At 62.0% G+C, this 7,541-nt stretch carries 6 protein-coding genes and 1 pseudogene; all 7 read right to left on the bottom strand.

Annotated features, from left to right (window positions below; genetic code table 11):
• A partial coding sequence (locus J5N58_RS25760; protein ID WP_244714316.1) for a transglycosylase SLT domain-containing protein occupies positions 1–568 on the bottom strand: 568 nt, incomplete at its 3' end.
• Positions 498–1,997, bottom strand: a complete 1,500-nt coding sequence (gene fliK, locus J5N58_RS25755; RefSeq protein WP_244714314.1) for a flagellar hook-length control protein FliK — start codon at positions 1,995–1,997, stop codon at positions 498–500. The genes J5N58_RS25760 and fliK, both read right to left, overlap by 71 nt.
• A complete protein-coding gene (locus J5N58_RS25750; protein WP_244714312.1) occupies positions 1,994–3,280 on the bottom strand; it encodes a chemotaxis protein in 1,287 nt (428 codons plus the stop codon). Before J5N58_RS25750 ends, fliK begins: the two co-directional genes overlap by 4 nt.
• A 63-nt stretch (positions 3,281–3,343) precedes the next feature.
• Positions 3,344–4,633, bottom strand: a complete 1,290-nt coding sequence (locus J5N58_RS25745; protein WP_112831183.1) for a MotB family protein — start codon at positions 4,631–4,633, stop codon at positions 3,344–3,346.
• On the bottom strand, positions 4,626–5,267 hold the full coding sequence (locus tag J5N58_RS25740; RefSeq protein WP_112831184.1) for a hypothetical protein: 642 nt from the start codon (positions 5,265–5,267) through the stop codon (positions 4,626–4,628). Before J5N58_RS25740 ends, J5N58_RS25745 begins: the two co-directional genes overlap by 8 nt.
• Positions 5,268–5,466: 199 nt before the next feature.
• A complete protein-coding gene (locus J5N58_RS25735; protein WP_112831185.1) occupies positions 5,467–6,435 on the bottom strand; it encodes a flagellin N-terminal helical domain-containing protein in 969 nt (322 codons plus the stop codon).
• A 294-nt stretch (positions 6,436–6,729) separates the two neighbouring features.
• Positions 6,730–7,541, bottom strand: a pseudogene (locus tag J5N58_RS26075) (flagellin); the annotation flags it as partial.

Below are 7,541 nucleotides of genomic sequence, written 5' to 3'. Positions count from 1 at the left end.
AGAACGCAGCAGCACCCCGCGTCCACTTCCCGTAGCCTGTCGCAACCAGATTGGCGATCACGCGGCAGACATATTTCTGCTGGGCCGGGTCATTGTTCGGACCGGCATGATAGCGCGCGACGGCCATCGTCCAGGTCTCGTGCCGGTCCTGCAGGTTCCTGAGGAAGCGCGCCGCATAGGCGACGTTGCTTGCGGGATCGAACATTTCCTCCACCGAGGAGAATTCCTCGCTGTGATAGTGATAGTTGATCTGCATGCAGCCGATATCTATCAGCTTGGCGCCGCGCCTGCGGGCGTCGGCGAACATGTTGTAGGCTTCCTGCAACGACGCGGGGAAATAGGCCTTGCCTTCGATATTGAGCGCATAGGGGCTGAGCGAACCCTTGCGGCCGGTTTCCGTCAGGCCGACCGAATAGAGGATACCCTCCGGAATGTCGTAGCGGGCCGCAGCGCTCTCGATCTGCCGCTCGCAGACACGGGCGGAAGCCTCCCCCTTCTCAGAGGTAAACGTGCTCAGGGCGAGCAGTGCCAACACCGGTAGCGCCAGTGCCTTCGACCATGCCTGCATCACTGCCTCCTGTCGTCGACGAGCCGGCAGGCGTCCTTGCGAACTGATCGGATTGGCGCGCCTCGCCGCCGCCCTGCCGGTTGCCCTGCTGCTGGGACTGCTGTCCCATGTCCGGGGTCTGCCGTCCGCCTGTGGCGCTGTCACCGGACCTGTCGGACGACGAGGATATGCTGACCGAAATCTGGTCGACGCTGAACCCCTGCGCCTTCAGCGCATCCATGATGGAACTGCTGTCGTTGGTCAGTTCGCGGTAGGCGCTGCCGCTCTGCACGGTCAGGTGAATGCTGAGTTCTTCCCCGACGAGCCGCATCGTGGCGGTGACATGTCCGAGTTCCACGGGATTCATCTGGATCTTCAGCGTATGCACCACATTGCCGGTGCCCGCGTAGAGCGCTGTATTGGCGAGCTTCGAGGCCGGGTCCATGGCGCCGGCCCATTGGGGATCGCTGGCGATCGTCGAGGCCACGGCGAGGGCATTGGAATTCGGCGCGAGGCCGAGATAGCGTCGGGAATCGACCACCTGCACCACCGGCGCCTCCTTGCTGACAGCAGCAGAAACGTCCACATCGACACTTCCATCCGCCGCCGGCGCAATATGCATGTCGACGCTGGCAGTGGCCGTGTCGCTCTTCTGCAACCGGAAGACGGCCCCGCCTTCGGCGGGTTCCGCATCCTCGCCCGCAATGCCTGCCTCTCCGGCATTCTCGGGAAGGCCCTTGGCGCCGGCTATCTGCGCCTCGACGCCTTCAAGGGCGCCTTGCTGCGCCGTGGCAGTTTCCGAAACGGCGGCGCCCTGTTCCGCAGGCGCGCCGGTTGCCGTCAGCGACAGCAGGGACAGCATGTCGTCAAGTGCCGCGGTATCGGTCGTGCCATCGGTCGCGGCCGCATCGGCAAGCTCGCCCTCGCCTTCCACCGGAAGATCGGAGGCAGATTTCGAGCCTTCCGCCAATTTCTTCAGCGCCGCCGCGAGCGCCTTGCTGTCGGTTGCCGCCCCGTCGGCCGTCGACATGGCCAGAGCGGCGGCGATTTCCAGCAATTGCTGCGAGCTTGCGCCGGTTTTCCGGGCGCCGGTATCGGCGGTCTTTGTGCCGGCGGCATCCGTTCCGTTCTGCTGCGCGCCCTGCCCGGCCAGCATCTGTTCGCTGAGGGAAGCGAGATCGCTTTCCGGAGGAAGGGAAGGCATGCGAGGCGACGCGATCTCGACATCGGCGTCCGCGGCAACGTCAAGGTTTTCGCCGTCCGGCGGCATCTGGGTGACGCTGCCTGCGTCTTCTTCCGCCGTGTAAGCCGCCGGTTTCTCGCCATCGAAGGCGTTGAGGGTCTCGGAGAACTTGTCGCCATCCGCCGCCTGGGCAGTCTTCCCGCCCGCGCCGGTGAGGGTGGCCATATCCGCAGTTGCTTTCGCGGCAGTGTTCACGACGTTCATCATTTGATGTTGCCTTCCTGTTCAAGAAGCGCGTCAATTTCTCCAAGCCTGCCCCGACTTTGCTTAACAAAATCGAGGACGGGCTCCCCTGCCCCGCCTGTGGTGGCATCACCGGATGCGGCCTGGACGGCGGACTCGTTTTCGGCTTGCGCCGGTTCAGGCGCCGCTTCGACGGAGACGGCCTGCTGCTCGTCCTCAGACGGAAGCAGGGCCGGCACCGGAGGCGCCAGGACCGCCTGGCCCGCCGCCCCAGCACGCGGGTCGTTCGTTCTGATGGGATCGTCGATGACGGGCGGCTGCAAGATCTGCTCGGCGATGGCGCGGGCGGCCTTGCGCAAGGCTCTGTCGCGCTCCGAGAGAGCCGCATCGGATACGGCGGAGAGCTTGTCGATGGCCGACACCACGTCGGAGGAAGAGACGCTCGCCACCCCCTCATAAAGACCGGGCAAGACCGGCTGCCCGCTGCCATCCAGTAATCCGCTCAGACGCTGGGCCTCGCTCGCGGAGAGCCGCGCCAGTTCCTGATTGCCACGCAAGGTCGCGGCGCGGGCGATCCGCAGATAGATTTCCTGCCGACGGGCCGTATCCATCGGTTCCAGCACATCACCGACATCCTGTTCGGAGACAACGCCGTAATGCTTGACCACCAGTTCGACGAAGAGATCGGCGAACTGGTTGGAATAGGGCGAGTGGACGAACCTGCGGGCATAACGACGGGAATAGGACAGCGCCTTCTCCACCTCGGGCACGCCCATGCTGGCGACGATCGAGCGGCGAAGAGCCGCTTCCTCGATAATCGTTCCCGGCGCACCGAGACAGGCCTCGTCGAAGAAGCCGAGCGCCGTCTTTGCATCGCTCGGAAAGGTGATGTTGCCGGCGATCAGCGCCAGATACGGGCCGAGCGCAGTACGACGGTATTCCGGCACCAGTTCGCCGACCGATTTCGCCACCTGCATGCCGCGTCCGTCGAAATACTTCTGCAGGACGTTGACGACCCGGGCATCGAAATTGCCGTCGACGTCGCGGGCAACAAGATAGCTGAGCGTTGCGGGATTGCCGCCGCTCATCGCATAGACGAGCGCCGCATCTGCGTTGCGCGGCTCGCTGAAGGTCTCGGCATCCGCCGAACGCAGGCGGGCGTCGATCGTCTCCAGCATGAAGCGCTGCATGTCGCCGGCCGAGTGATCGCCGAGCACCACCGCGTCCTGCATGAATTGCAGCGAACGCAGCATTTTATAGGGAGACAGGTTGCTATCCGACCACGCGACGCCAGGCCATGCGGCCATCACCGCGGCCGAGATCAAAAAACGAAAAGCGCTGCCTTGGGGTGCTCGTGTCATCGCCGCGCCTTAACCGTCGCTGATCAGTATCTCGATGCGCCGGTTGGCGCCGTTCATGGGATCGTCAGGCGTCTGCAGGCGCCGGTCGGCAAAACCGGACATCTGTTTCACGCGGTCCTCCTGCAAGCCGCCGCGCACCAGCATGTAATAGGCCGCGTGGGCGCGATCCATGGAAAGGCTCCAGTTGTCGCCCTTGCCGCGATAGGGCCTGATGTCGGTGTGACCGCGTATGATGATGGAGCCCGGTCGGTCCTTGAGGATCGCGCCGATCTTTTCCATCGCCAACACCAGTTCCTTCTGCGGCACGGCCGAACCGATATCGAACATGGGACCGGAGGACTGTTCCGAGATGGTAAGAAGCGTGCCGCCCTCCGAGGGCGTCACGACAACGCCTTCGGCAAGCTTGCCAGGCACTCCGGCCAGCGAGCGGGAAATCTCCTCGCGCAACTGTTCGGCTTCCTTCTTCTGTTCCGGGGTTGCCGGGAGCTGCTCGGCGGCATCCTCGGCGGGAGCAGGCTCGGTCTTCTCCGCAGCCGCATCTTCCTCAGGCTTTTTTCGCGCGGTTTCCGGGGATGCCAGGGCCACCTCGGCAGGCGCTTCGTCCTTGCCGTCGTCGGGTTTCGTTTCCTGTCCGGGCGCGGCTATGGCCTGCTCGGTCTGCTGGATCGGGGTGTCCGGCAGCTTGCTGTCCTGGATCTCGGGCATGGTGTTGGCCGCCGGCCCACCGGCGACCTGCTTGCTCCAGAAGTCCGGATCGAAGGGATCGCGATAGGCCTCGCCGCCGGACGCGCCGGTGGAGGGGCCGGAATTGGCGGCACCGCCCTCGCCCTTGACGCTGACATTCGCCTGCTGGCCGACCTCCTGCGCGATCTCGGCGAGAACGGCATAGGGATTTTCGAAGAAATCAGCTTCGGAATAGCGCGTGTTCTCGCCGGAGGAAGCCGTCAGGTCATCTCCGGACGCCGCCGCCGCCGCATCTTCCGGCTTCTCGGCTTCGGTTTCGGATTTCTGGGCTGTCTGCTCGCCCTCGGCTTCCTTGGCAGGCTCCTTGACACCCTTCTGGCTAGGCGTCTCGTCAGTGAGCTTGATTGGATTGAAATAGCTGGAGATGGACGCCTTGGTTTCCTCGTTTGCGGCGTTGACCAGCCACATCACAAGGAAGAAGGCCATCATGGCGGTCATGAAGTCGGCATAGGCGATCTTCCAGGCGCCACCATGTGCACCATCGTGATCGCCCTTGTGGCGCTTGACGATGATGATCTCGTTCTTGCCGCGATGATGGTTCTCGCCCTCACTCATCCATGCGCCCTTCCATGGCTTCGACTACAGCGCCCAGCCGCGTCACGAGGGCGGAATCGCCCATCTGGAACGACAGATCGGCCTCCGGCGTCTCCCGGAAGTCCACGGCGGCATCCAGCGCCAGCAGCCGTTCCCTTACGGTCTCGAGCAGACGTTCGGGGCCGGAAACCATGAGCCTGGCGACCGTACCCTGCCCGATTTCCTCTGCGACCTTCGACGCGAAGGAGGCGGCCGTCAGGATTGCAACCCTTTCCTCCACCAGAGGCGCGAGCACCCGGGCGACCGCAGTCTCCACGGCTTCGGCGACTGCAGCCGTCATCTGTTCAAAAGTCCGGCCGACCAAGCCGGCCAGTTCGACTTCATATTTGCGTGCGAGGCTATCCAGCTCCTCGCGCCGGCTGGCATCCATGGCTTCGATCGCCTGCCGGTGCTTTTCGCCCAGTTCGCGTTCGGCTGCGTCATGCCCCTCGGCAAAGGCCTCTTTTCTTTCCGCCTCGATATCGACGGGCTCCTCCGCCGGGGCGACAAGAAGGTCGGACTGCGGGAAATCATCCTGACCGGCGGACAGAAAATCCGTCGGCGGCGGCGGAGCCGCCGGGCTGAAATCCTTGAGGCGGGACAGAAGGACGCTCATGCGGAGGCTCCGCAGCGGCAAATAACGCGGCCCGACCGGCTGAGACGTCCCATCGATCTGTAAAAGCAAGCGATTTCAGCCACGACGTTCCTCATCAACGGTATTCACGCACAACACCCGAACGGAATCGGGCGATCATCAATGCTTGAGAGGAATTACGACGCCAAACTTGTGCGAGGATGGACCAGGCCATCACCGATCAACTGAAGAGAACCTGAAGCGACTGCTGGTGACTGTTGATGAGCGACAGGACTTCCGAAGCCACCTGCTGCTGGGTCTTAAAAGCGGCAAGCTTGGCCGATTCCTCTTCCATATCCGTATCCACGAAGCGGCTGATGCTTTCATCGAAAGTATCCTGAAGCGCGGCCGCGTAGGTCACCTGCTGGTCAATACGGTTGGACATGGAACCGAGCGAGCTGGCGAGCCGGTTTAACTGATCGTTCATGTAGCTGACGACAGAAATCATGTCGTCGAGTTCTTCCGTCGTTGTCGCGTCGGACAAGCTGATTTCGGTACCGGTCGCCGGCGTCGCAGAACCGACGTCCAGCAAGTAGTAGTTGCGCGGCGTTCCCGTGGAGTTATTCGGGTCCAGGGTATCGGCGTCAATGGCGCCGGTCAGGAGACCGCGACCTGCGTCCTGCGTGTCGATCAACGTCGACTGGCTGCTATCGATGCTGATGAAGTTGAGGGCGACCGAGCCGGAAACCGAGCGTTGGAAGGATGCGGGAACCGTGTAACTATCGATCATGGTCGCATCGGAGTTAAAAAGCCAGTTGTCGCCGGAGAAGGTTGCCGCCTGCGTGACAGACTGCAGGTTTCCCTTCAATTCTTTCAGCGACGTGTTGAGCGTCGTCCGATCGGTGCCTTCTTCATAAGCCGTCTCGAGCAAAGAGGTGATCTGGTCGAGGATATCGATGGCGGAGTTGACGGCTTCATAGGTCGTATCGACCTTGGACGCCCCCAAGTTGAGCGCATCGGCAATACTGCCGACGATGCTCTTGTCCGATCTCATGCCGGTGGCGACGGACCAATAGCCGGCATTATCCGCAGCGGAGGCGATTTTCAGACCGGAATCACTTCTCGACTGAGTCTTTTCCAGAGAATCACTGGCGAAAAGGAGCGTCTGGAGTGCACTCTGCGTGTAGCTCGTCATGATGACGTTGGACATGTTCCACCAACCCGATGTTGCGACAGGGGGACATGCCGAGCGGAAAACGGCACCGACGCTCCGGCTTCATGCCACCCGAATCGAGAACGGGTACGTCGTGCTGAATGGTTCGAAGTTAATTATGGTTAACCAAAGATGGAAACAGTGACAAGATAAAATCTTGGTCGACCATGAAAATAAATAGGCATGCAGTAATTTTCCGAGGAAATACAAATTTCGAAATAGAAAATACGAAGAAGGATCGCGCCGTTTCCGGCGCGACCCTGGTGTTTCTTGTAGATACTCTGCCAGATATTACTGCTGGAAGAGGGTAAGAATGTTCTGCGAAGAGGAATTTGCGATCGAGAGCGACTGGATGGCGAGCTGCTGCTGGGTCTGCAGGGCAGACAGTTTTGCAGATTCTTCTTCCATGTCGGCGTCGACGAGGCGGGAAACACCCGATTCGATGGCGTCCGAGAGCTTGGCGGCGAAGTCGTCCTGCAGTTCGATGCGCGTAATCATGGCACCGAGAGCAGCGCCCGCGATCGTCATTTCCGCCAATGCCGATTCGACCTGGTCGAGGTAGGCACTGATGTCACCGGTTGTCGAAGCGCTGGTGAGCGAGATAGCCATGACCGAGCCCAGGATACCGCCGGAGCCGATGCCGGTCGCGATCGTCGCGAAGAGAGCATAGGAACCCACGGCGTATTCGGCGGTCGTGACCTTGACGGTGCCGTCGTTGTTGCGGATGAAGCCGTCGACGACGACGGTGTTGGAGGCGGTGCTGTCGGCAACCATCCAGTTCTCGCCGGAGAAGGAAGCAGCCTGGGCGATTGCGGTCAGCTGCNGGTGCCGTCGTTGTTGCGGATGAAGCCGTCGACGACGACGGTGTTGGAGGCGGTGCTGTCGGCAACCATCCAGTTCTCGCCGGAGAAGGAAGCAGCCTGGGCGATTGCGGTCAGCTGCTCCTGCAGCTTGTCGATTTCGAGCTGGATCTGGTCCTTGTCGGTCGAGGCTTCGGTCGCGGTTACCAGCTTGGCCTTGATTTCATCGACAACGTCGATGGCGCTTTCCATGGCGGCGTAGGCGGTGTCAACCTTGGCGGCGCCAACACCGAGGGCGTCCGA

The organism is Paenirhizobium cremeum, assembly GCF_022884085.1.
In the GTDB taxonomy this organism is placed as follows: domain Bacteria; phylum Pseudomonadota; class Alphaproteobacteria; order Rhizobiales; family Rhizobiaceae; genus Allorhizobium; species Allorhizobium cremeum.
The sequence above is the reverse complement of the archived record's forward strand: the minus strand, read 5'-3'. Positions and strand labels throughout refer to the sequence as shown.